The sequence below is a fragment of the Methylobacterium sp. PvR107 genome (assembly GCF_017833295.1).
GTDB lineage: Bacteria > Pseudomonadota > Alphaproteobacteria > Rhizobiales > Beijerinckiaceae > Methylobacterium.
The window spans coordinates 1,321,584-1,344,404 of sequence record NZ_JAFIBW010000001.1; the positions used below are offsets into that span (position 1 = coordinate 1,321,584).

At 67.6% G+C, this 22,821-nt stretch carries 18 protein-coding genes; 14 read left to right on the top strand and 4 right to left on the bottom strand.

The annotated features are described in order from the left end of the window. Positions 1–7: 7 nt before the first annotated feature. From JOE48_RS06115 to JOE48_RS06140, 6 genes are all read left to right on the top strand, one after another. Positions 8–949 (top strand): NAD(P)-dependent oxidoreductase, encoded by a 942-nt coding sequence (locus JOE48_RS06115; protein WP_210028663.1) that lies wholly within the window; start codon positions 8–10, stop codon positions 947–949. A 4-nt stretch (positions 950–953) separates the two neighbouring features. After that, the gene (locus tag JOE48_RS06120) at positions 954–1,943 is read left to right on the top strand and encodes an Ldh family oxidoreductase (RefSeq protein ID WP_210028664.1); all 990 of its coding nucleotides are present in this window, start codon (positions 954–956) and stop codon (positions 1,941–1,943) included. A gap of 75 nt (positions 1,944–2,018) precedes the next feature. Continuing rightward, the gene (locus JOE48_RS06125) at positions 2,019–2,828 is read left to right on the top strand and encodes a GntR family transcriptional regulator (RefSeq protein ID WP_210028665.1); all 810 of its coding nucleotides are present in this window, start codon (positions 2,019–2,021) and stop codon (positions 2,826–2,828) included. Between the two features lie 91 nt (positions 2,829–2,919). Continuing rightward, positions 2,920–4,125 carry a molybdopterin-dependent oxidoreductase gene (locus tag JOE48_RS06130; RefSeq protein WP_210028666.1) on the top strand — a complete coding sequence of 402 codons (1,206 nt, stop codon included), beginning with the start codon at positions 2,920–2,922 and terminating at the stop codon, positions 4,123–4,125. 11 nt (positions 4,126–4,136) lie between these two features. Then, positions 4,137–4,499, top strand: a complete 363-nt coding sequence (locus JOE48_RS06135; protein ID WP_210028667.1) for a cytochrome c — start codon at positions 4,137–4,139, stop codon at positions 4,497–4,499. Positions 4,500–4,527: 28 nt separating this feature from the next. After that, positions 4,528–5,628: a YeiH family protein gene (locus JOE48_RS06140; protein WP_210028668.1), complete on the top strand. Its 1,101-nt coding sequence runs from the start codon at positions 4,528–4,530 to the stop codon at positions 5,626–5,628. A 421-nt stretch (positions 5,629–6,049) separates the two neighbouring features. Here the strand turns inward: JOE48_RS06140 and JOE48_RS06145 are convergent, their stop codons facing one another. The 3 genes from JOE48_RS06145 to JOE48_RS06155 all read right to left on the bottom strand — a co-directional run bounded on the left by JOE48_RS06145 (position 6,050) and on the right by JOE48_RS06155 (position 8,066). Further along, the gene (locus tag JOE48_RS06145) at positions 6,050–6,517 is read right to left on the bottom strand and encodes a BLUF domain-containing protein (RefSeq protein WP_210028670.1); all 468 of its coding nucleotides are present in this window, start codon (positions 6,515–6,517) and stop codon (positions 6,050–6,052) included. 142 nt (positions 6,518–6,659) lie between these two features. After that, entirely contained in the window at positions 6,660–7,070 is a 411-nt protein-coding gene (locus JOE48_RS06150; RefSeq protein ID WP_210028672.1) for a BLUF domain-containing protein, read from the bottom strand. Positions 7,071–7,172: 102 nt separating this feature from the next. Beyond that, entirely contained in the window at positions 7,173–8,066 is an 894-nt protein-coding gene (locus JOE48_RS06155) for a B12-binding domain-containing protein (RefSeq protein WP_210028674.1), read from the bottom strand. Between the two features lie 518 nt (positions 8,067–8,584). Between JOE48_RS06155 and JOE48_RS06160 the strand changes: the two genes are divergently transcribed. From JOE48_RS06160 to JOE48_RS06190, 7 genes are all read left to right on the top strand, one after another. Continuing rightward, entirely contained in the window at positions 8,585–9,736 is a 1,152-nt protein-coding gene (locus JOE48_RS06160; protein WP_210028675.1) for an NAD(P)/FAD-dependent oxidoreductase, read from the top strand. A gap of 171 nt (positions 9,737–9,907) precedes the next feature. Then, positions 9,908–10,684 (top strand): DUF3237 family protein, encoded by a 777-nt coding sequence (locus JOE48_RS06165; protein WP_312893098.1) that lies wholly within the window; start codon positions 9,908–9,910, stop codon positions 10,682–10,684. 19 nt (positions 10,685–10,703) lie between these two features. Then, the gene (locus tag JOE48_RS06170) at positions 10,704–11,306 is read left to right on the top strand and encodes a TetR/AcrR family transcriptional regulator (protein ID WP_210028678.1); all 603 of its coding nucleotides are present in this window, start codon (positions 10,704–10,706) and stop codon (positions 11,304–11,306) included. Continuing rightward, positions 11,303–12,175: an SDR family oxidoreductase gene (locus JOE48_RS06175; protein ID WP_210028680.1), complete on the top strand. Its 873-nt coding sequence runs from the start codon at positions 11,303–11,305 to the stop codon at positions 12,173–12,175. Before JOE48_RS06170 ends, JOE48_RS06175 begins: the two co-directional genes overlap by 4 nt. 463 nt (positions 12,176–12,638) lie before the next feature. Beyond that, on the top strand, positions 12,639–15,026 hold the full coding sequence (locus JOE48_RS06180) for an EAL domain-containing protein (protein WP_210028681.1): 2,388 nt from the start codon (positions 12,639–12,641) through the stop codon (positions 15,024–15,026). 76 nt (positions 15,027–15,102) lie between these two features. Then, positions 15,103–15,477 carry a hypothetical protein gene (locus JOE48_RS06185; RefSeq protein ID WP_210028683.1) on the top strand — a complete coding sequence of 125 codons (375 nt, stop codon included), beginning with the start codon at positions 15,103–15,105 and terminating at the stop codon, positions 15,475–15,477. Then, positions 15,474–17,216 carry a methyl-accepting chemotaxis protein gene (locus JOE48_RS06190; protein WP_210028684.1) on the top strand — a complete coding sequence of 581 codons (1,743 nt, stop codon included), beginning with the start codon at positions 15,474–15,476 and terminating at the stop codon, positions 17,214–17,216. The genes JOE48_RS06185 and JOE48_RS06190 overlap by 4 nt, the downstream gene beginning before the upstream one ends. 823 nt (positions 17,217–18,039) lie before the next feature. Here the strand turns inward: JOE48_RS06190 and JOE48_RS06195 are convergent. Next, positions 18,040–20,184, bottom strand: coding sequence for a methyl-accepting chemotaxis protein (locus JOE48_RS06195; RefSeq protein ID WP_245252730.1), 2,145 nt, complete (start codon positions 20,182–20,184; stop codon positions 18,040–18,042). Positions 20,185–20,617: 433 nt separating this feature from the next. Between JOE48_RS06195 and JOE48_RS06200 the strand changes: the two genes are divergently transcribed. Further along, positions 20,618–22,315, top strand: a complete 1,698-nt coding sequence (locus tag JOE48_RS06200; protein ID WP_245252731.1) for a putative bifunctional diguanylate cyclase/phosphodiesterase — start codon at positions 20,618–20,620, stop codon at positions 22,313–22,315. Positions 22,316–22,821 lie beyond the last annotated feature (506 nt).

Sequence of the window (22,821 nt, forward strand, 5' to 3'; positions counted from 1 at the left end):
ACTCTCGATGCCCAAGGTCATCATCAGCGAGTTCATGGACGAGGCGGCGATCGCGGCCGAGCTCACCGGCCTCGACGTGCAGTACGACCCGGGCCTCGTCGACCGGCCCGGGGACCTCGCCGCCGCCGTGGCGCGGGCCGACGCCCTGATCGTGCGCAACCGGACCCAGGTCCGCGGCGCCCTGCTCGACGCCGCCCGCGACCTCAAGGTCGTCGGCCGCCTCGGCGTCGGCCTCGACAACATCGACGTCCCGGCCTGCCGGGCGCGCGGCGTCGCGGTCTACCCGGCCACCGGCGCCAACGACGGCGCGGTCGCCGAGTACGTGGTCGCCACCGCGATGCTGCTCCTGCGCGGCGCCTATGGGGCGAGCGCCGCCGTCGCCGCCGGCGCGTGGCCGCGCAACGCCCTGATGGGCCGGGAGATCGCCGACAAGCGCCTCGGCCTCGTCGGCTTTGGGTCGATCGCCCGGGAGACCGCCCGCCGGGCAGCGGCGCTCGGCATGGCGGTCGCCGCCCACGACCCCTTCGTGGCCGCGGACGATCCGGCCTGGAACTCGGCTTCCGGCCCGGTGCAGCGCTTGGCGCTCGACGCGCTGATCGCCGGGAGCGACCTGCTCTCGTTGCACGTGCCGCTCACCGAGGAGACCCGCGGCCTGATCGACGCGGCGGCGCTGGCCCGGATGCCCAAGGGCGCGATCCTGATCAACGCGGCCCGGGGCGGCGTGGTCGACGAGGCGGCGCTGGCCGCGTCGCTGCGGTCCGGCCATCTCGGCGGCGCGGCGCTGGACGTGTTCGAGCGCGAGCCCCTCGACGCGGCTTCCGGCACCGTTTTCGCCGACGTGCCGAACCTGATCCTCACGCCGCACATCGCCGGCGTGACGCAGGAATCGAACGTGCGCGTCTCCGCCGTCACCGCCGCGGCCGTGCGTCGCCACCTCACGGAGCGCTGAGCCGATGCCGAACCTGACCCTCCCGGAAGCCGAGGCCCTCGCCGCCGACGCCCTCGTCCGCTGCGGAACGGCCGAGGCCGCGGCCCGGAGCGTCGCCCGCGCGCTGGTCGGCGCCGAGGCGGACGGGCTCAAGGGCCACGGCCTGTCGCGGGTCGCGCCCTACGCGGCGCAGGTCCGTGCCGGTAAGGTCGTGGGCGACGCGGTCCCGCGGGCGGAGCGCCCGCGGCCGGGCCTGCTCGCGATCGACGCCGCCCACGGCTTCGCCTACCCGGCGATCGACCTCGCCCTGGAGGCGCTGCCCGGCCTCGCCCGGCAGCAGGGCGTGGCGGCCGCCGGCATCCGCCGCTCGCACCATTGCGGCGCGGCTGGCCGCCCGGTGGAGGCCCTGGCCGAGCAGGGCTGCGTCGCCCTGCTCTTCGCCAACACGCCCGCCGCGATGGCCCCCTGGGGCGGACGTCAGGCGGTGTTCGGCACCAACCCGTTGGCCTTCGCCTGCCCGCTGCCGGGCCGCGCGCCGATCGTGGTCGACCTCGCCCTGTCGAAGGTGGCCCGCGCCAACATCGTCGGGGCGGCCAAGCGCGGCGAGGCCATCCCCGAAGGCTGGGCGCTCGACGCGGAGGGACACCCGACGACCGATGCCAAGGCGGCCCTCGACGGCACGATGGTGCCGCTGGGCGACGCCAAGGGTACGGCGCTCGCCCTGATGGTGGAACTGCTCGCCGCCGGCCTCGTCGGCGCGCGCTTCGCTGGCGAGGCCTCCTCGTTCCTCGACGCCGCGGGAGACCCGCCGGGCACCGGGCAGCTGATCCTCGTCCTCGACGCGGCGGCGCTCAGCCCTGACGCTCCGGAACGCTTCGCCGCGCTGGCCGGCGCGATCGAGACGCAGGACGGCGCCCGGCTCCCGGGCAGCCGCCGGCTCGGGCTCCGGCGCCGGGCCGCCGAGGCGGGGCTCGACGTGGCCGAAGCTCTCGTGGCCGAGATCAGGGCGCTGTGACGCCGATCGCCTGTGCGGAGGAAAAACCTGTGATTGCTCCCGTCGGCAGAGCCACGTAAGCGAGAGGAGGGAGAGGTGCTGGACACAACCTGCGACGCTCTACCCACGGATGGGGCTCTGCGTCGTCACGCGATGGAACGGTCAGGCGATGGGCAGGCAGGTTCGGGACGCGCCGGCACGGTCGGCTTCCGCCCACTCTACCGGCAGGTCTACGATACGCTGCTGAAGCGCCTGGCCGACGCGGTCTGGCAGCCCGGCCAGATCCTGCCAAGCGAGGGACAGCTCGCCCTTGAGTTGGGCGTCAGCCAGGGGACGGTGCGCAAGGCCCTCGACGCGCTCACCGCCGACAGCCTGCTGGTGCGCCGCCAGGGCCGCGGGACGTTCGTGGCCGACCACGACGACAAGCAGAGCGTCTTCCGATTCCTAAAGCTGCGGCCGGACGGCGACGGCACCGGCATGCCCTCGAGCCGGGTCACCGGGATCGCGGAAGCGGCCGCCAGCGCCGACGAGCGCGGGCGCCTCGACCTCGTGCGGTCCGCCCGCGTGGTCCGGATCGAGCGCGTGCGCGCCGTCGACGCCAAGCTGTGCGTGGTCGAGACGATCAGCGTACCCGCCGGCCTGTTCCCGGGCATCGCCCAGCTCGAGCTGCCGAACACCCTCTACAGCCTCTACGCCACGCGCTACGGCATCACGATCGCCACCGCCAACGAGCGCCTGAAGGCCGTGGCGATCGGGGCGCGCGAGGCGGAGCTGCTCGAGGTACCCGCCGGGACCCCCGCCCTCGAGATCGACCGCGTCGCCATCGATCTGGAGGAGCGGCCGGTCGAGTGGCGCCTCTCGACCTGCCTGACTCAGGAAATCCACTACCTCTCGGTCCTGCGCTGACCGGGATCTGCTCCGAGGCGTCGCCCCGCAATCGCGGGCGGGGCGCGCCGAACCGGAACTCCGCTGCGACAGCCTGAACGAGGAGCGCGCGATGACCGATCGCGGAAGACGGGATTTCATGCGGCTAAGCGCCCTCGGCGCCTTCGCCGCCCTCGGGGGCGTACCGCGCGCACGGGCGGCCGACGGCGCGACGCTGCCCTTCGGCAACGGCGAGCGCCCGCTCGTCGCCTATCCGGGCAAGCGGCCGCTGCTGCAGATGACCGCTCGCCCGCCCCAGCTGGAGACACCGTTCGCGGTCTTCGACGAGGGTGCGATCACGCCCAACGACGCCTTCTTCGTCCGCTACCACCTCGCCGACATCCCGACCGAGATCGATCCCGGGGCCTTCCGCGTCGCGGTGACCGGGCAGGTCGAGCGCCCGCTCTCCCTGTCGCTCGCCGACCTCAAGGCGATGCCGCAGACGGAGATCGTGGCGGTCAACCAGTGCTCGGGCAATTCCCGCGGCTTCTTCGAGCCGCGCATGGCCGGCGGCCAGCTCGCCAACGGCGCCATGGGCTGCGCCCGGTGGACCGGCGTGCCGCTCAAGAGCGTGCTCGACAGGGCCGGCGTGAAGGCCGGCGCCCTGCAGGTCGCCTTCAACGGTCTCGACGGGCCGGTCCTGCCCGAGACGCCGGACTTCGCCAAGGCGCTGACCCTCGACCACGCCCGGGATGGCATTGTGATGCTCGCCTGGGGCATGAACGGGGAGGACCTCCCCTGGCTCAACGGCTTCCCGCTCCGCCTCGTGGTGCCGGGCTATTACGGGACCTACTGGGTCAAGCACCTCGACAGCATCGCCGTCCTCGATCACCCCTTCGAGGGCTTCTGGATGAAGTCGGCCTACCGCATCCCCGACAATGCCTGTGCCTGCACCGAGCCCGGCAAGGCGCCGGACAAGACCGTGCCGATCGGCCGCTTCAACGTCCGCTCATTCGTGACCAGCTTGAGCGACGGCGCGCAGGTGAAGACCGGGCGCGTGCCCCTGCGCGGCATCGCCTTCGACGGTGGCTCAGGTATCAAGGCGGTGGCGGTCTCGACCGACGACGGCTGGACTTGGAGCGCGGCGCAGCTCGGCCCGGATCTCGGCCGCTACGCCTTCCGCCCCTGGACCGCGGAGGTCGATCTGGCGCCGGGCGCCCACGCCCTGCGGGTGCGGGCCACGGGTAACGACGGCGACACCCAGCCGATGGAGCCGCGCTGGAACCCCGCCGGCTACATGCGCAACGTCGTTGAGACCACCCGCGTGCGGGCGGCCTGAGGAGGACCGGCATGTTCATGACCCGCCCATTACGCGCCGCGGCTGTCACCTGCACCGCCGCCCTCGCCGCCACGGCCGCGCTCGCCGTCGCCTTGGCCGCGCCGGTCGCGCGCGCCGCGCCAGAGAGCTACCGGTTGCCGGAGCCGACAGCGCAGTTCCGGCCGGCCCCGGATGCTGGCCACGCCTCCGGCTTCCAGGCCGCGCAGGAGAACTGCCAGACCTGCCACTCGGCCGATTACGTCGCCATGCAGCCGCCCGGCAAGGGTCCGGCGTTCTGGGAGGCTGAGGTGACTAAGATGATCAACGTCTACCACGCCCCGATCGCGGCCGAACAGGCCAAGGCCATCGCCGCCTATCTCGGCGCGGCCTACTGAGCGCCGGCGCCTAACAGGAAGCCGCGCGATGATCGCCAGAACCGCCGTACAGGACCAGTCGGGGACCGCGCTGTCTCGGTCGCAGCGCGCGTCCGCCTGGGCCGGGACGGCGTGCACCCTGCTCCCGGGCCTGCTTTTGTGCCTGGGCATCACGGCGGTGGCGCAGGGTCTGCAGGCTGGTGAGGAGCACCTGACCGGTCATCCCTACGTCGAGGCCCTGGTGCTCGCCATCCTCCTCGGCACGGCCCTGCGCACCGCCTGGGTACCGGGGGCGCGCTTCAAGGCCGGGATCGCCTTCTCGGCTAAGCAGGTGCTCGAGTTGGCCGTCACCCTGCTCGGCGTCGCGGTGAGCCTCGGGTCCATCGTCGCTTCGGGGCCGGCGCTGCTGGTCGGCATCGTCGGGGCGGTGGCGCTGACCATCCTGGCGAGCTGCGCGCTCTGCCGCGCGCTCGGGCTGCCGGTGCGCATGGCGCTGCTGATCGCCTGCGGCAACGCGATCTGCGGCAACTCGGCGATCGCGGCGGTGGCGCCGGTGATCGGGGCGGACAGTCGGGACGTGGCGGCGGCCATCGCCTTCACGGCGGTGCTGGGCGTGCTGATGGTGCTGGGCCTGCCGCTGTTCGTGCCGCTCGCGGGCTTCAGCGAGCACCAGTACGGCGTGCTGGCCGGGATGACCGTCTACGCGGTGCCGCAGGTGCTGGCCGCCACCGTGCCGGTGAGCGCACTCGCCACGCAGGTGGGCACGCTGGTCAAGCTGGTGCGCGTGCTGATGCTCGGCCCCGTGGTGGTGGCCCTGTCGCTGATCGCGCCGCGCCTGCCCGCGGAGGGGGCCACGGGCAAGGCCGCCCCGGATCGGCTCGGCTTTTTCAAGTTGGTGCCGTGGTTCATCCTGGGCTTCCTGGCGCTCGCGACGCTGCGCTCGCTTGGCCTGATCCCGGACGACTGGGTTGCGCCGCTCGCCCGGATCGCCGGCTTCCTCACGATCGTGTCGATGGCTGCGCTGGGCCTGGGGGTGGACGTGCGGGTGTTGGCCCAGGTCGGCGGCCGGGTGACGCTGGCGGTCAGCGCCTCGCTCCTCGTGCTCCTAGCCATCGCGGTCCTGCTCATCCGCGGCCTCGGGGTCGGCTGAGCCAGATGCCGGATGCGAGACGCCACCGGATGGCCCAGGCCCTGGTGAGATTTGAGGGCGCGCTGAGCGCCGAGCTTGCGAACAGCGTTCCGGGGCAGCCGACCCTTTGTGGCCGGATCGTATGCGGAATGTCACATCGCCTGTCTCCTCGCCGGCCGATGCCGGGGAGATGAGAAGACCTCCGAACCGTCCTGTGCGGTGATGGCGGACATGTGCGGACGCTCCGCATCCGACCCATGCCAGTCATCCAGACGGCTGTCGGCGTTCCCCGAAAGGAGACATGCGTCGGCCGTCGGGCAACTTCGGCTCGGGGTGGTGAGCGGCCTGTGGACTTTCGGCCAGAATCGGACGCTTCGCCCATGAGCTGACATAGTCGTCCAAATTTCCTCAAGATCTGCTGGAATGCGGACCTTGACCCCGATCAAACGCGACCAAGCGGGCTCAAATCGAGTTGTCGGAGAATGCGCGTCAGTGCCACCCGATTGTTCTTGTCTTCTGCGTTTTCGAGCGCATCCTGTAGCACCAGACGGATATCCGCGGCTTCGACTTTCTCCATGTCCCAGTTCGGATAGAGGCGCTCTCGCTCTTCCTCGCTCTGGCTCAGCGAAACGATGTCATGATGACGCTTGTCGCGATGCAGGGTCGCGATCAGTTTCTGTATCTCGGCAGCCGGCCCCTCGATCCATTGGAAGAAGACGCCGCTGCCGAAAACCAGAACCCCGGTGATGCCGTGTGCGAGATTGTTGCGCTGGGCCACCTCGACGATCCGGGAAACTTCGGCGTCGTCAACGCCTTCTGCGGCACGACTACAATAAACAAAATGGCAGAGTGGGACCAGCGCAGCTTCGTTTAAATCGGCGCCGCGTGGAATGCCGTATTCGTCGAACATGAGTAAGCTCGCTTCATTTCCGCCAGGTAGATCCATGGGCGACTTGAACCGGGCCAAAGCCCGCATCCGCCGAACGACGTCGGACTGATTTTACGGGTGGCCTTTCATCGGCTGCAGATTTTTTAGCTGTTCATCGGGGGCGCTATGCGTTGTCCCGTTCAGGTTCGGCTGCGAGCCGCTGGAATATTTTAAGCGCTTGCAGGTGCGTGGCTCGATCGATCGCTCCATTCGCAACTTCAGCTTGTGACCACATCCAAGATCGGGCCGGATCGTCGCGCATAGCCCAGCCAGGGAATAAACGGTCCGTCACAGTGTGATAAGATAGGCGTCTGATCTCCAGATGGCGGTCGTCCCTCAAGATCCGCGCATAGGTGGCATCCAGCGCTGCAGCCGAGCCCTCTAACAACTGCATGTAAATATCTGCCCGACAGATGAGGGCGCCGGTAACTCCATCGCGCGCGTTGCATCGCCGCGATTGCGACAGGATGCCATTGAGCATCGCTTGATCAAATCCGAAAGGGCGTGAGGCATAGATGAGCTGAACGACAGACATTGCTGCTGGATCCTATCAGGCCGTCGGATCTCGGAAGAACCTACATTCGTTCGCTCGCAAGCCCGAAGGATGATCACGCGCTTCGGCGATTGCAGAAGTTCCTCATAGCCTCATCGAGCGTTCTGACCTTGCAGACGGGAGCAGTCTCTGCGCGAGGAGCACCGCGGTGGGGGCATCGACCGCCGAGGCATCAGCGCCGACCCGTTCGACATATTCGGGATGCTCAAGGAAGACGGGTCCCCCGACCATGACGCCTATCGAAGGGTTGAGGGACGCCTGTCGTACCGCCTTGATCGAGGAAGCCAGTTGATCGAGGTGGCTCTCCCGGCTTAGCGTCAGACCCACCACGCCGAACAACTCCGAGCCTACGAGATTGGAGATTTGTTCAGGGCTGGAGGCAAGGCCGCTCGCCACATGCCAGCCGGCCTTTCGCATGAACTGCTCGACAATCGCCAAGCCGAAGGTGTGTAGCTCGCCGGGTGCTCCCATCAGGAGGATGCGGCGCTCGCTATCGTAGGGCGCGATGCCTCCGTCTGAGCCGAACGTGGCCAAAAGGTACTGAAGTTGGGCGAGGCCGACCGTGACCTCGATGAAGTCGCACAGATCGTCGTCCCACATGCGTCCCAGCAGGGCCGCCGTAGGTGCCAGAAGGTCGAGGAAAAGGTCGTCGACGCAATAGCCCTTGGACGTCAGAGTTGTGAAAGCGTCCATGACGGCCGCGACGTCGTGCTTGAGGATCAGATCCGTGAAGCCCGCGACCGTTTCTGTATCCAACTTCGGCAGAATGTCTGATCGGAGCTGCTTGTCGCCGCGATCAACCAACATCAGCCGAGGGATAATGTCCGTCTGAACGATGTGGCCGAGCGCCAGGGTTCGCTGCCGTGCCTCGTCGACGGATCTCCGTCGTGCATAGTCCTCGCGGACAGACGCCGCTTCAGCGATCCCCTCCGTGATCAGACCGGCCCACTCTCGGTGGGGTGATCCCTGATCCAGCATTGTCTCATCCCCCTGGTCCGGGGTTGGCATCCCCGCTCGTTATTGACCGTCGTTCGGCGAGTACGAGGCGTAACAGAGACGCAAATGCGCAAGTTGTAAAGAAGGCGGCTTTTCTACCACACTCGGCCGGTATCGGCAGGCTACGGCGGGCGGAGAAACACAGCCCACATTCGCTGACATCCAGGTCTCCGAACACCCGCCACTCGTCGACCGCAGCCTGAAGCGGACCGACCGCTTCCCGACCAACCCGGCCGTTCAGCGGCGCCAGCCTGCGCGGCCTGAAGTGGCCGTCAGCAGTCTGTCCGCTTCGGAGCCGAGCCGCCGGAAAAGTGGACGGCCTCCTACCGACCCAAAGCGGTCGTTCGGGCCGGCATCAAGGCTTGTCGTAAGCGGTCACACGGGAGCCACCAGGCAGACACATCGAGCGCAGGAACCTTTACATTGTTGAACGTTTATCCGTACACAGATGTACGTTTAGCCGCTGGCGAGGACGTCGAACTGGTTCGGAGGTGTAGCACATGACGACCTGCGGGAATCTGAGGGATGGCGGAACGGTCGCCATCGTCGGGGCGGGACCAGGCGGAGCGACCCTCGCGCGATTGCTGGACCGGCGCGGTTATACCGTCCGTGTCTTGGAGCGCGACGCATCGCCCGATGGGCGACACCAGGGCGGAAGCCTCGACCTCCGACCGGATAGCGGGCAGCGCGCCATCGGTGCGGCGGCCCTCGCCGAGACGTTCGCCGAACGCTCTCGCGACGACGCTAAGGCATTCCGCATGCTTGATGCCGACGGGCATGAGATGCCGGGCCAGGGGCAAGAGACGCATGAGGACGCAGGTCCCGAGATCGACCGGGGCGATCTGCGCGCCATGCTGATCGAGGCGCTGCCGAGCGGCATGGTCGCCTGGGACCACAACGTCGAGGTGGTCGAGCGTCAGTTGGACGGCAAGTGGCGTCTCCGGATCGAGGGGCGGGATGCCGTCACCGCCGATCTCGTCGTCGGCGCCGACGGCATAGGCTCTCGGGTCCGCGCGGCCTTGACCAACGTGCAGCCAATCTACACCGGCATCACGATGGTGGCCGCCTACATCCGCCCGGAGTTGTGGCGTGGGTCACGCATTTCCGACACGCTCGGTGAAGGCTCTGTGATGTTCGCCGGCGCAAACAAGACGATCTTCGTCCAGCGCTGCGCGCGCGACGTCATCCTGCTGTACTACTCGCTGGCCGTGCCGGAGGGCTGGCCCAAATGCGCCGGCTTCGACCTGTCCGACACCGGTGCGGTGATGGCCGCCGTCCGCGAGACCTTCCGCGACTGGTCGCCTAGGATTCTTGGCATGCTGACCGATGTGCAGGACCGCTTCCAGGTCTGGCCGACCTCCGTCATGCCGCCAGACTATCGCTGGGACAGCAAGCCCGGCCTGACGATGCTCGGGGACGCCTCGCATGTCATGCCACCCTTCACCGGCAAGGGCGTGAACCTCGCGCTCCTCGACGCGCTCGACCTAGCCGACGCCCTCGTCGCCAATCCGGGCCGCGCCGTCGCCGATGCAATCGCGGGGTTCGAGCGCGACATGCAGGCACGAACGTCCCAGGAGATCCGCGCCTGCCTCCAGGTCGGCCGATCGGCCTACGGCATCGACCTCGGCTTCGACCTAGGGAAGCCGGCATGACCTTCGATCAGGAGGTGGGACGCGCACAGCACCGGCTCGCGGTCACCGATGCCTTGCTTCATTTCGCCGCCGGCACGGATACGGGCGAAGCCGGGCTGATCGCCTCGGTGCGGGCGAACGCCGAGATCGACTTCGAACCCCTGCAGCCGTGCCCTTGGACTGGACTTCGGGGTGCTGCGGAGTCGTGTGGAAATCGTCGCATTCCTAGCAAGTACGGCGGCAGGGCAGGTAACCCGCCTCGTCGTCACCAACCCGTTCGTGGTGGTGACCGGAGACCGGGCCAGCCTGAGCGCTCTGGTCGAGGCGGTTCACATCGTCCGGAACGCCCCCGACCGGCGGTTCCGGATGATGAACCGATGCGAGGCGTCACTGGAACGCAGGGTGGACGGCTGGGCCATCGGCCGGCTGCGGAGCGAAGACGTTGGTTCGAGCGCGATCCTCGAACGCTTCAGAACCGATGAGGGCACGGATACGCGCCTCGAACACGCCTTCGACGCCACCGCCACCGTCCTGTGGCCGCACGTGGTTGGCCCCGGGCCCTTCGGGATGCGGCACTCCTACGAGGTGGAGGCGGGGCTCGTGGATGGTCCGCTCCTTGCCGCCCCGACGCTCGGAGCCAGTGCCGACTGGCTGCTCGGCGAACCCGATGGCGTCATGCGCGTGGACGTGCGCATCCAGATCGTCACCGACGACGGTGCTGTCCTGTGCGACCGGTGTCGTGGGATCGGCGAGCCCACCGAGCGCATGCGAACCGCGATGGAACTCGGCGAGCCGACCGGCTTCGAGGACCGACGGATACGGACCTGTTGGGAGTTGGAATGCGGCGCCCCCCGCTACGCAGGGGTGAATCGTTGCATCATGGTGGTCGAGGCGCGCTGCCGCCCCGCCGAGAGGCCCGGCCGGCTTTCGAGCACCGGGTCTACCGGCCGGCTTGAGGATGTCCCGTGAGGAGTTTGGACAAAGGTCGATGCGTAAGGATGCCGAACGGAACCGCGAGCGACTGGTCGCCGCCGCCAGCGAGATCATGCGCTCGGAAGGCGGAGACGTCGCCATGGAGATGATCGCCGAGCGCGCTGGCGTGACCCGGCCGACGCTGTACCGCAACTTCCCGGATCGCCAAGCCGTCTACGAGGCGGTCCTGGAACGCGACCTCGAACACCTCGCCGCGGCGGTAGAGCCCGGGGAAGACCCGCTCGCCTTCCTGCGGCGCACGGCGGAGATGATGCGCGTCTACGACAAGTTCCTGGCCAACCTGGTCGACATGCCGGACTACGACGCAGCCACGAACCAGCGTCGGATGGCATCGATCCTGGCCGATCCACTCGCCGACGCCCAGCGGCGCGGCGTACTCCATCCCAACCTCACCCCCGAGGACATCCTCGTCGCGTGCCGCATGTTGGCCTCTCACTGGAAGCTCGACGACGGGGCCGACTTCCAGCGGGTCTTCGAACGGCGCTTTGCCCTGCTAGCGCGCGGGCTGCTAGCCGAGGGACGCACCGGCGCCGAACGCGATGGCCGTGTCAGCCGTCTGCCCACGACCATGGAAACCGATCGCGGAGACGGGTCATGATCGTCGTCACCGGGGCTACCGGCGAACTCGGCCGCCGCATCGTGGAGCGATTGCTCAAGCGCATGCCCGCTGCCGGGATCGTCGCCACCACCCGCGATCCCGGGAAGGCGGATACGCTCGCCCGCGCCGGAGTCGAGGTCCGTCGTGGCGATTTCTCAGAACCGGATACGCTTCAGGCGGCCTTTTCGGGAGCGCGGCAGCTCCTGATCGTCTCTTCCAGCGCGGAGCGGGTCGGCCAGGACGCGGTCGCTCAACATCGGGCCGCCATCGAAGCCGCGCGCACAGCTGGGGCGCAACGCATCGTCTACACGAGCCATATGGCGGCGAGCTTGACCTCATGCTTTCGACCGATGCACACCCATGCCCGAACCGAGGCCATATTGAGGGAAGCGGGCACCGCTTGGACCGCCCTGCGCAACGGTTTCTACGCCGAGACGGTGCCTACCCTGATGGTCGGGGACGCGCTATCCACCGGCGTTCTGGCCGCGCCCGCGGATGGGAAGGTCGCCTGGACGACGCGTGACGATCTCGCGGCCGCCGCCGCCGCCATCTTGGTCGACGAGGGCCGCTTCGATGGACCGACCCCACCACTCACTGGTTCGGAGGCGCTCGACCTGGCCGATGTCGCCTCGCTGCTGTCGAATATCCACGGTCGACCGATCCGGCGCGAAGTCATCACCGACGAGGCGTTGATGGCCAGGATGCAGGTCGGTCGCGCGCCCGCCGCCGTGATCGAGATCACTTTGGGGCTGTACCGCGCCGCGCGGATCGGCGAATTCGCCGCGACGCATCCTACGCTCGCGACGCTCGTCGGCAGCCCCCCGAGGACGCTTGGAGCTACGCTGGCAACGAGTGGAAGCTCAGCGTAGCGGATTTACTCGAAGTCATCGGCTTAGCCGATAGGGCATTCCAAACGTTGCTCTGCACGCAGTTGCCAACTTCGATCGCGTTAACACCGCATGAATACTCCGCGCTGATGGCATGCGCGGAGGTATCTCCGCCGCGTGTCTTATCTTGAGCAAAAATCAGCGATGTCGGCTTTTCATCATTGATGAACCTGAGAGGACCGTCGCGAAGCCATCCAACCCAGCCGTTCAAGGGCGCCGGTCTGCGAGACTGGAACTGGCCGAAAGCGGCCTGTCCGCTTCTCGGGTCGTGAGCAAGCAGACGTGTGGCGCGCTATGCCGGGTAAAATGTTCGTCGGCATGGCGCCAGCCCGTCGCCGTCCTCGCAGGCGAGATCGTGGATCCACAACTTGGTTGCCCGCCATTAAATCCGTATACAACATTCAACTGCATCGTGAGGGACGATCGTCCGCTAGGGCTCCCCTCCATGCTCAACGTCGTCGGTTGCCTTGTCGAGGCCCATGACATCCGCCTCGTCGCGCTAGCGGCCGGCATCTGTGCCCTCTCGGCCCTGACGACGGTCTGCCTCGTCAGCCACGCGAGCCGGGCTGTCGGATGGGCCCAGGCAGGCTGGCTCACCGTCGCGGCGGTCGCCGGCGGCTCCGGCATTTGGGCAACACATTTCATCGCGATGCTCGCCTTCGCGCCCGGCGTCCCGAGCGGTTACGACATCGCGCTCACCGGCCTGTCGCTCGCCATAGCTGTCGCCCTGGTCGGGTCCGGCCTTTCCTTCGCCGTGCTCGTCGGCGGACGGGCCGCGGCCTGGGCTGGCGGCATCATCCTCGGGCTCGGCATCGCTGCGATGCACTACACCGGCATGGCCGCCTACGACGTGGCCGGCCACAAGGCGTGGGACCTCGCGACCGTCGCCGTCTCGCTCGCGCTCGGCAGCGTCCTGGGAGGCGCCGCGCTAGCGGCGCAGGTCGGCGCCCGGGGCCTGATCCGCCAGTTGCCTGCCGCGCTCCTGCTGCTGCTGGCCATCTGCAGCCACCACTTCACCGCCATGGGTGCCGTCACCGTCACGCCCGACCCGACGCTTGCCGTCTCGGACACCGCGGTCCCGAACGCTTGGCTCGCAGTCGCCGTGGCGCTCGCCAGCTTCGCCATCCTGCTCCTCGCCGGCGCGGCGCTCGCGCTCGACGTCCGCGACCGCCGGCATTCCAAGCTGGAGGCCGACCGCTTGCACAGCCTCGCCAACGCCGCCGTCGAGGGTCTCGTCGTGTGCACCGGCGACACGGTCGTCAGCGCCAACAGGAGCTTCGCCAAGCTCGTCGGCTTGCCGCAAGGCACGCTCGCAGGAACGAACCTCTCCACCTATTTGCCGGGCGACGCGGCCCGATTGGCGTTGGCCAGCCAGCCTGAGCGTCCGATTGAGGTGGAGCTCCATCAAGCCGACGGCTCGCGGGTGCCGGTCGAAGTCATCATGCAGCCGGTCGATTATGCCGGGCGGCCGCACTACGCCGTCGCGGTGCGCGACCTGCGGGCCCGCCGGCAGGCCGAGAGCCAGATCCAATTTCTCGCCCATCACGACGCGCTTACCGGCCTTGCCAACCGTGCCAGCTTCGGCAAGCGCCTCGAACAAGAGATGCGGGCGGCGCACGGATGCGGCCGCAAGCTCGCGGTGCTCTGCCTCGACCTCGACCGCTTCAAGGAGGTCAATGACCTGTTCGGCCACGCCGCTGGCGATGCCATGCTGGAGAGCGTCGCCCGCATCGTCTCGGCGGAGCTCGACGGCACGCAGATGATGGCCCGGCTCGGCGGCGACGAGTTCGCCGTGCTCGTGCCGTGCGAGCACGCCTCCGCTGCCGGGCGGCTCGCCGAGCGTATCCTGGAGGCGCTGCGCTCCGGCAAGACCGATGCCGGCGGCCCGCAGATCGCGACCAGCATCGGCATCGCCCTCTACCCCGACGACGCCGACGAGCGGGCGGCGCTCCTGAGCTACGCCGACACGGCGCTCTACCGCGCGAAGTCCGAGGGACGCGGCACCTACCGCTTCTTCGAGGCCAAGATGGGGGTCGAAGTGCGCGAGCGCCGCCTCCTCGAACACGACCTGCGCCACGCCGTGGCGCGCGGCGAGATTCAACTCGTCTACCAGCCGCAGACCGAGGTCGGCAGCGGCGCGGTCATCGGCTTCGAGGCGTTGTTGCGCTGGAAGCACCCGGAGCGCGGCTACGTCTCGCCCGCCGTGTTTATCCCCATCGCCGAGGAGAGCGACGCCATTCTGCAGATCGGAGAGTGGGTGCTCCGCGAGGCGTGCCGCGAGGCGGCGAGCTGGCGCCAGCCCCTATCCATCGCGGTCAACGTCTCGGCGGTGCAGATCCACAGCCCGCACTTCGTCGGCCTCGTGCACGAAGTTCTGCTCAGGACCGGGCTTGCGCCGCACCGGCTGGAGGTCGAGGTGACCGAGACGGCGCTGATCAGCGACCCAGCCCGGGCGCTCCTGACGCTGCGGCAGTTGAAGTCGCTCGGCCTGCGCATCGCCATGGATGACTTCGGCACCGGCTACTCGTCCCTGTCGAACCTGCGCTCGTTCCCGTTCGACAAGATCAAGATTGACGGCTCTTTCGTGCGGTCGGTCGACAGCAACGAGCAGACCGCGGCCATCGTGCGCTCGGTGCTCGGCCTCGGACGCGGCCTTGGGCTCCCGGTCCTGGCGGAAGGCGTTGAGACGGATGCCGAGCTCGGCTTTCTCATCGCCGAACAATGCCACGAGGCACAGGGTTACCTGATGGGCCGGCCGTCGCCCATCGGGCTGTTCACCCAGTACACACATGGGACGTTTCCGCTCATCGCCGACGATCGAAAACGCGCCTGAGGCCTTTGAGAGGCTGTCATCAACCTCGGTGGCCTAAAAGGCTGGATACCAGGAGCGGATTAGGCGGGAGGCGGGCATGAGGGGGCGGAAGACACCGATCCCAGCGCGTGCCCTGTCGCCTCTCCGTCGCGCCGCACCGACCGCCGCCTTGGTCCTCGGCTGCGGCCTCGCCCCGGTCGCTCTCGCCCTGGCGCCTCGCCCCGGCGAGCCGGTCGCGGTGCTGACCCTCTTTCCCGACGCTTCGGTTCCCAGAGCGGTCGCCGCCTCCAGGGCGCCCATCCTGTGGCTCTCATCCGGCGGGCACGTCGCGGTGCTTGACGCCGCTGGGCGCGATACCGCCGCCGACCTGCGCCGGGCCGGCGCCTTCCTCGTTCTCGCCGCCGGCCCCATCGGGGCCTGCCTGCCGGGCTTCCGGCTTCCATTGACCCTTACCGGAACGACGCAGCCGTGACCGACAGCAGCCTCGAACGCCTCCGCCGAGCCTTCATGCCGGTCATGGTCGGCATCCTCGGCGTCCTCGCGACCATCGTGACGGTTCTTGCCTGGTTGCGGGACGTCATGCCGGTGCCGGTGACGGTCCTCGCGATCCTCCTCCCCGGCGGGATCCTCGCCGTCGCCCGCCGGCACGGCGCGGTGGCCTTCATGCGCCACTTCTCGTCGGCCGCCCTGATGATGCTCGTCGGCCTCCTGGTGCTGGTCTCCTCCGGCACGCACCTGCAGATCGACGCACACATGGTCTTCTTCGCCGCCCTCGCGGTCGTCGCGGGTTGGTGCTGCTGGTCTTCCATCCTTGTCGCCGCAGGTGTCGTGGCCGTCCACCACCTAGCCCTCAATGTCCTCTACCCGGCCGCCGTGTTCCCGAACGGCGCCGAGTACCTGCGCGTTGTCCTGCACGCCCTGGTGCTCGTCACCGAGGCTGGTGCCCTGGTGCTGGCCGCCCGCCAACTCGCCAACGCACTCACCTCAGCCGAGGCGGCGACCCAGCAGGCCGCCGAAAGCGAGTTCGCGCAGCGCCACGCCGAGGCCGCGGCCAGCCAGGACCGCAGCCTGGAGGCCCACCGTCAGCGTAGGCTTGGCGAGGTCGTCGCCGCGTTCCGCGACGCTCTCGTCGAGATTGAGCACAAGGTCGAGCGCGAGACGAGTGGCATGCGTGAGACCGCCCTGGCACTCAGCGAGGTCGCGGTACAGTCAAGCGGGCAGGCCGCGGCCTCCGAGACCACGGCGTCGGCGACTGCGCAGAACGTGCTGTCCGTCTCTGCAGGCGCCGAGCAACTCAGCGCCTCCATCTCCGACATCGCCGGACAGACCGAGCGGGCGCGCGAGCTGATCGCGCGTATGACCGAGATTGCGCGGGCGACGAGCGGCGAGGTCGAGGAGCTCGCGGTGGGGGCCGAGCGCATCGGCGCCGTCATGGGCCTGATCAAGTCGGTGGCAGACCAGACCAACCTCCTGGCGTTGAACGCCACGATCGAGGCGGCTCGCGCCGGTGTGGCGGGCCGCGGCTTCGCGGTTGTCGCCTCCGAGGTGAAGGCGCTTTCGGGCCAGACCATGAAGGCGGCCGACGAGATCGTGTCTCAGGTCGAGGCAATCCAGGCCTCGACGCGGCGGACCGTCGGTTCCGTGCAGGCGATGGCCTCGGCCACTCAGGAAGTGAACGCGCTGACCACCTCCATCGCGGTCTCAGTGGACCAGCAGCGGGCGGCGACGCAGGAGATCTCTCGGACGGTAGCGCAGGTCGCCCAGGGAAGCACCGAGGCGCATGCGGGCGCCGTCTCGGTCTCGCGGGCCACCCGAGAGACGCAGCACCACGCCAACAGCGCGCTTTCCGCGTCCGAGTCCCTCAAAGTGGTCGCAGCCGACCTCGCTCAATCGGTGGCGACGTTCGTGCAGCGGGTCACCACCGACTCGGAAGAGCGCCGCGGGACCGTGCGCGTCGGCGTCGACGAGGCGGCCTTCGTGCACGTGCGGGGGCGGCGATTCCCGGTGCGCGTCGTTGAGGTCTCATCGCATGGCGCCCGCATCGTCGAAGCGCCTCAAATCGCACCTGGCGAGGCTGTCGGGTTCGAGATGGGCGACGGAGGTCAGACAATCGCCGAGGTCGCCTGGAGCGAGGCCGGACGGGCGGGGTTGAACCTCCGGGCAGGGCTGCTCCATCCCGCCCTGCGCGACGGGAAATGCTTAGCGGCATGATCGAGACCGGTTCCCACAGAAGCACAGTCTGCGCATTCCAATGAGGTTTGCCGGGAACTTCGCCGCTCGACGAATGGAAATGGGCGCAAAACTGAACGGCCGGTTTTGCATCTATCGGCAATTTGGCATGGCTCAGTCCGGCCGAAAGGCCCCGGTTTGCTTCGGAGAGGATTCGGCGAAAAGGCGGACGGGCTCATACCGACCCAACCCAATTGCCCGGACCGTTGGCGGCACGCCTCCAAAGTGGCTGTTTGTCAGCGCTCCGGCGCCTTCGGGTCGGGGTAGGAGGCGGTCGGTGACGACGTACTGCGCCCAGCTCGACGATGGCTCACCGCTGGGGAGACGATCGCCACCTACTGATCTTCAAGAATCTGCGGGCTGTCGCCGAGTTGCGGGCACCGAAAATTACTCTGCGACGAGCTTCGGCTCTGGTTTGGAAGCTCGCGTCAGGCTCTGGGTAGCATGCGGCGGCCCTGCTGCCTTTCGAGAGATCTCCGCCTCTTGCTGCTCAATGAGATCGTGGGCCAGCTGATCACCGTCCAGACCGCCAAGGTCCTCCGTCGATACGCGCCGGTTTGAGGCGCGGCCGCCGTCCTTCAAGTCGACGTCGAACGAGACGAAGCCTCGATGCAAAGACAATTGCCTCACGCGCTGGGGAATGCAGGGCTCGTACGCCAGCAAGCTCGGCAGCGCCCCGTTGGCGGGTGGCGAAATGCGGCCAGCTGCAATCAGCGGATGCAGAACGACCGCCCCCTCCAAAAAAGTGGAACGGGACGGTCTTCCGGCCATGACGGCTTTAGTGGAAACGAAGAACTATCTTCGCTCAGGCGGCGCGCACGGTGGCGAGGAAGCGCGCGACCTCCGCGCCGAGGTGCTCGGACTGGCGCGACAATTCCGAGGCCGCCCCCAGAACTTGGCTGGCCGCCGCCCCGGTCTCCTCGGCCGCATTGGCCACACCGGAGATGTTGCTCGTCACCTCGCCGGTGCCCATGGCGGCCTGAGCGACGTTGCGCACGATCTCCTGGGTGGCCGCCCCCTGCTGCTCGACGGCCGCGGCGATCGAGGTCGCCGCGCCGCTGATCTCGCGGATCCGCCCGGTGATGCCGCCGATCGACGTCACCGCCTGCCCGGTCGAGGCCTGGATCTGCGCGATCTGGCCGGAGATCTCGTTCGTCGCCTTGGCGGTCTGCTCGGCCAGCGCCTTCACCTCGGAGGCGACGACGGCAAAGCCCTTGCCCGCCGCACCCGCGCGCGCCGCCTCGATGGTGGCGTTGAGGGCCAGCAGGTTGGTCTGCCCGGCGATGTTCGAGATCAGGCCGACCACATCGCCGATCCGCGAGACGGCGGCACTCAGCTCCTGCACCAGGGTGCCGGTCTGGTCGGCCTCGTGCACGGCGCGCTGCGCCAGCTCGGCCGAGCCCGCGACCTGGCGGCCGATCTCCTGGACCGACGAGCCCAGCTCCTCCGCCGCCGCCGCGACGGTGTTGACGTTGGAGGCGGCCTCCTCGGCGGCAGCCGCCACGGTGGTCGACTGGCTGGCGGTCTCGGTTGCCGTGGCCGTCATGGTCTGAGCGGTGGCCTGCAATTCGGTTGCCGACGACGAGACCATGCCGATGATGCCGCCGACGGCAGCCTCGAAGCCGTCGGCCATCTGGCGCATGCCGGTCTTGCGCTGCGCCTCGGCTGAAGCGCGGGCTTGAGCGGTCTCCGCCTCCAGTGCCTGAGTGCGGATCAGGTTGTCCTTGAACACCTGCACGGCAGACGCCATTGCACCGATCTCGTCGTTGCGTCCAATACCCGGGACAAGAACCGAACTGTCACCAGCAGCCAAGTCACCCATCGCTTCTTCCAGGCGAACGATGGGTCGGGAGACCCACCGCTGCAGGATCAGAAAGCTGACAACAGCGACCGCGAGTATGCCGACCGCTATTCCGGTCAGCATAAGCATCCAAGTCCAGGCCTGAGCCGCGGAAGCGGTAGCTTGAGCGGCCAGGATTTCCATCGCGGCAGTCGCGACAGCGAAGATGTTCGACTGCGCCTCACCGGCCAGCTTCAGCCACGTCTCCATGGTGAAGGCGAGTGGTTGGCCGGCCAAAGCTGACGTGTCGATGTCCTTGCGCAGTCCTGCGAAGGCGTGTCCAGAAAAGCTGTTCTGCGCGGCCATGAGCGCCGTGCGCAGGTCGGCGGGAGCGTGCTCGTCGATCAGGTCGGCCATGACCGTGAGGCCCGATGCCACTTGGTGCGCGTATTCGCGCAGCGAAGTCGCCTCTTCCGGCCGCACTGGCCTATTCTGCGCCAAAACCGTCCGCACCTGAAACCGTAGTAGACCGGCGCTGAGGCGCGCCTGCCACGCCGTCGCGCCGATCTGGATCAGGGGAAACGTCGTTGCATCAAGCGCCACCATGCGCCGCCCCAGGAGCTTGGTTCCATGCGACAGCGCGACCAGCATCGGCTCCAGCCGTTGATCTAGTCGGGCCCGCACTGACATGTCGCGTGCGGCAAGGTCCTGCCCGAGACCATTGTCAACTTCTGCGCGGACCGCCTTCCAATCATCGTAGGTGGTGGTGAGTTCGCGACGGACTTGGTCAGCGCCATCCAGCGACAGACCCGCCAACCCGTTCAGGCTGGCCTCCAGCGCTTTCGACGCGACCTGGCGGTACTCTAGGGCGGCTTTGCGTTCGTTCGTGTTCCGATCGCTTCCGATCAGGAGCGCGGCTGACGAGGAGCCCCATTCGAGGCGCGTGGACGCGAAGCTCTCGAAGATGGTCTTGTCGAGTTCAGCCAGCTTGGCGACCTCACTCGCACTCTGTCCGGCCGTGAGGGCCTGTCGGATGCCGCCACCTGCGAGGCACAGGGCGATGATGCACATCAGGCCGAACAGGCCTGAAAGGAGCGCGCGTATCGAGATCTTCATCGCAGGGCCTGCGTCAACACGCTGCGCAGCATTCAGCGGCAGCTTCCAGATCATAGCTGGCAAACCAGTTGACGAAGATTTAACCTTGCTGATTAGGCGAGCGCGGCTGCCTATATTCACGCCACTTGATCAGACTGCGTTGGGCGCCAAGCATGTCGTCAATAAATCGGTTGCCTCTGCATGCGCGCGTGCCCACGCTCGTTTGGAAGCCGAAGAGCGCTCAGAGGCCGGTGTTGGCAGATAGCTGAACGCCCGCTTCGGCGACGACCGGTTGGAAAAGCAGACAGCCTTCTATCAACCCAACCTGGCCGCCAGGATTGGCGTGAGCGTTTTCGATAACCCGCACAAGTTGCAAATGAAAGCATTTGTTAGAGGATGTTTCGTAGATTGGTAAAACAGCGCCTTCTTCGCGATGTCGAATACCATTTGGTGATGAAGTGCGATGAGTGGGATCCCAGCAAATTGTCAGCCGCCTTATGGGGGTGATTTGGATCACTCCGAAACGGCTGTTTCAGGTGCCTTCGGTCTCGCTTGGGCCGCCACCTATGCCTTCATCACCAGCAACGACAAGGGCCGCATCACGTTTGCGAACGAGGCGGCTGCGGTTCTCTTCGGCTACAGTGTCGACGAGTTGATGGGCGCGAACATCGATCTGATCGTTCCGGAGCGTTTCCGTGCCAGCCATGAGGCGGGCATGGCGCGGATGGCCCGCAACGAGCCGTCTCGTCTGTCCGGTCGAACGATCGAGGTCATGGCGCGCCGCCGCGACGGCGGCGAGTTTCCCGCCGAGTTCACGCTCTCGATGTGGCGGGACCGCTCCGGCCTTTGCTTCGGCGCGATCCTTCGGGACATCTCCGAATGGCGGGCACGCGACGAGCGTCTGGTCCAACTGGCCCATCATGACCTCCTGACCGGGTTACCGAACCGGGCCTGCTTCGAGGAGGCGCTCGATGCGAAGCTGGCAGCCGGAGACGCCATCGGCGTCCTCATGCTGGACCTCGACGGCTTCAAGGAGGTGAACGACAGTTGGGGGCACAGCACGGGCGATGCCGTGCTCCAAACCCTGGCTATTCGATTGCCGGCTTGGCTCGGGGAGAATGCGGTCTTTGCCAGGTTCGGTGGCGACGAATTCGCCGTCATCCTGCCGGATGCGGGCGATCCCGCGACGCTTGCCGCAAGCGCGACGACGCTCCTCGACGCCTTCGCTGCCCCCCTCCAGGTCGGATGCCACACCTTCCACCTCGGGGTCAGCATCGGGGGGGCCATCGGTCCGAAGCAGGGAGCATCCGCAGAGGAGCTCATTGGCAATGCGGACTTGGCCATGTTTCGCGCAAAGCAGGAGGGTAAGCGCCGATTTCGTTTCTTCCAGCCCGCAATGCGCAGCGCGCTGCTATCCCGGCTGGCCATGCGGGCCGAGCTTCACGAGGCGACCCAGCAGGGCGAATTCGTGCTGCACTACCAACCACAGGTCGCGCTCGACACCGGCCGCATCATCGGGGCGGAAGCCCTCTTGCGATGGCAGCATCCCCGGCGCGGTCTTCTTCTGCCAGGCGTTTTCTTGTCCCATCTTGAGGACCATCCTCTGGCCCTCGAAGTCGGGCATTGGGTCGTCGAGGAGGCATGCCGCCAGGCCGTAGCTTGGCGGGCTGCAGGCCATCCGGCCATGACGATGGGCGTGAACCTATCCGCGGCCCAAGTGCGGGCGGGGACGCTGGCGTCGGACGTCGCCGACGCGCTCCGGCGACACCAGCTGTCCCCTGGGATGCTGGAGCTGGAAATCACTGAGACCATCGTGCTGAGCGTCGACGAGGCCGACCTCGACCAGTTTCGCGTCCTCCATCGCCAGGGGGTAGGCATTGCGTTCGACGATTTCGGCACGGGTTACGCCTCGCTGAGCTCGCTCAAGCGCTTTCCGCTGACGCGCCTTAAGATCGACCGGGGTTTCGTCCGGGACTTGATGGCCGAGCGGCACGATGCCGCCGTCGTACGCGCAATCGTCCAGATCGGGAACGACATCGGCCTAAACGTCATCGCGGAGGGTATCGAGACCAAGGATCAGGAGGCGAGGTTGCTGGAGATGGGCTGCCGGCACGGCCAGGGGTACCTTTACGGCAAGGCGCTACCGGCGGCCCGGTTCGCGGATCTCGTCGAGGCTTCCAGGAGCCTTGAGCGGTTGGCCGGATAATCGGTCAGCGCTTCTGGCACCGAATCCGCGCGCAGTCCCCCCCTCCAGCCCATAAATCTTGGCCGACAAATATCGGGCAGTCGGCCCTTCGTAATAGATTGTCAGCGGGTGAAACTGCAGTGTCCGCTTATCCGTATTTGCTTTTCCTTAGCAGTTCGTCACAAATAACCCGCGACAGTCATTTTTACGGACTATCTGCAACGACGCAACCTGGCCGAAAGCTGCCGGTCCGCTCCGGAGCGGTGCGGCCGAAAAAGCAGACGGCCTCATCTCGACCCAACCTAGCCATCCGGATCGCCTTGCCTGCATCCCAAAGCGGACACACGTTATCGTCCGAGCCCCTTAGTCGATCGTGATCCTTGACGGGCTGCCGCGTGCTGCTTAGCTCGGCCTAGGACGTGTAGAAGCCACAGCCCGGTCGGTAGTCCGGGTGGCCCGACGCTCGTGCATGGCGGCCGCCATCAGCGGCCGACTACCAGCACGTCCTTTCCGATGAACAGGAAAGG